The following is a 914-nucleotide window of genomic DNA, read 5'->3' on the forward strand; positions in this document are numbered from 1 at the left end:
GAGATCAAGGTGATCGGCGTGCAGACCGATGATTCGTGTGCAATGGCCGCGTCGCTGAAAGCAGGCGAACGCGTGACGTTGAGCGAGGTGGGCCTGTTCTCGGATGGCACCGCCGTGAAGCTGGTCGGTGAAGAAACCTTCCGTCTCTGCAGTGAATATCTCGACGACGTGCTGCTCGTGAACACCGACGCATTGTGCGCGGCAATCAAGGACGTGTTCCAGGACACGCGCAGCGTGCTTGAACCCGCGGGCTCACTGGCAGTAGCGGGTGCCAAGCAGTATGCCGAACGTGAAGGCATCGAGAACCAGACGCTGATCGCGATCACCTCGGGCGCGAACATGAACTTCGACCGCATGCGCTTCGTAGCCGAACGCGCCGAAGTGGGTGAAGCACGTGAAGCGGTGTTCGCCGTGACGATTCCGGAAGAACGCGGCAGCTTCCGGCGTTTCTGCGAACTGGTCGGCACCCGCAGTGTCACCGAATTCAACTACCGCATCGCGGACGCGAGTTCAGCGCACATCTTCGTCGGCATCCAGACGAAGAATCGCAGCGAGTCCGTGCAGATCGCAGGCGCGTTCGAAACGCACGGCTTCGCCACCGTCGATCTGACCTTCGACGAACTCTCGAAGCAGCACATCCGCTACATGGTCGGCGGGCGCTCGCCGTTGGCCCACGACGAACGCCTGTTCCGTTTCGAATTTCCGGAGCGGCCAGGCGCGCTGATGAAGTTCCTGTCGTCGATGGCGCCGAACTGGAATATCAGCCTGTTCCACTATCGCAACCAGGGGGCGGACTACAGTTCGATCCTCGTCGGTATTCAGGTGCCGACAAGCGAGAACGATGGGTTCGAAAAATTCCTCACGACGCTCGGCTATCCGTATTGGGAAGAAACCAAGAACCCGGTTTATCGCCT

General features: G+C 60.0%; 1 protein-coding gene. It reads left to right on the forward strand.

What is annotated here, in order from left to right; translation table 11 throughout:
* A partial coding sequence (gene ilvA, locus LMG28727_RS33865) for a threonine ammonia-lyase, biosynthetic (RefSeq protein ID WP_201646648.1) occupies window positions 1-914 on the forward strand: 914 nt, incomplete at both ends.

This window comes from Paraburkholderia metrosideri (assembly GCF_904848625.1).
Classification (GTDB): Bacteria; Pseudomonadota; Gammaproteobacteria; order Burkholderiales; family Burkholderiaceae; genus Paraburkholderia; species Paraburkholderia metrosideri.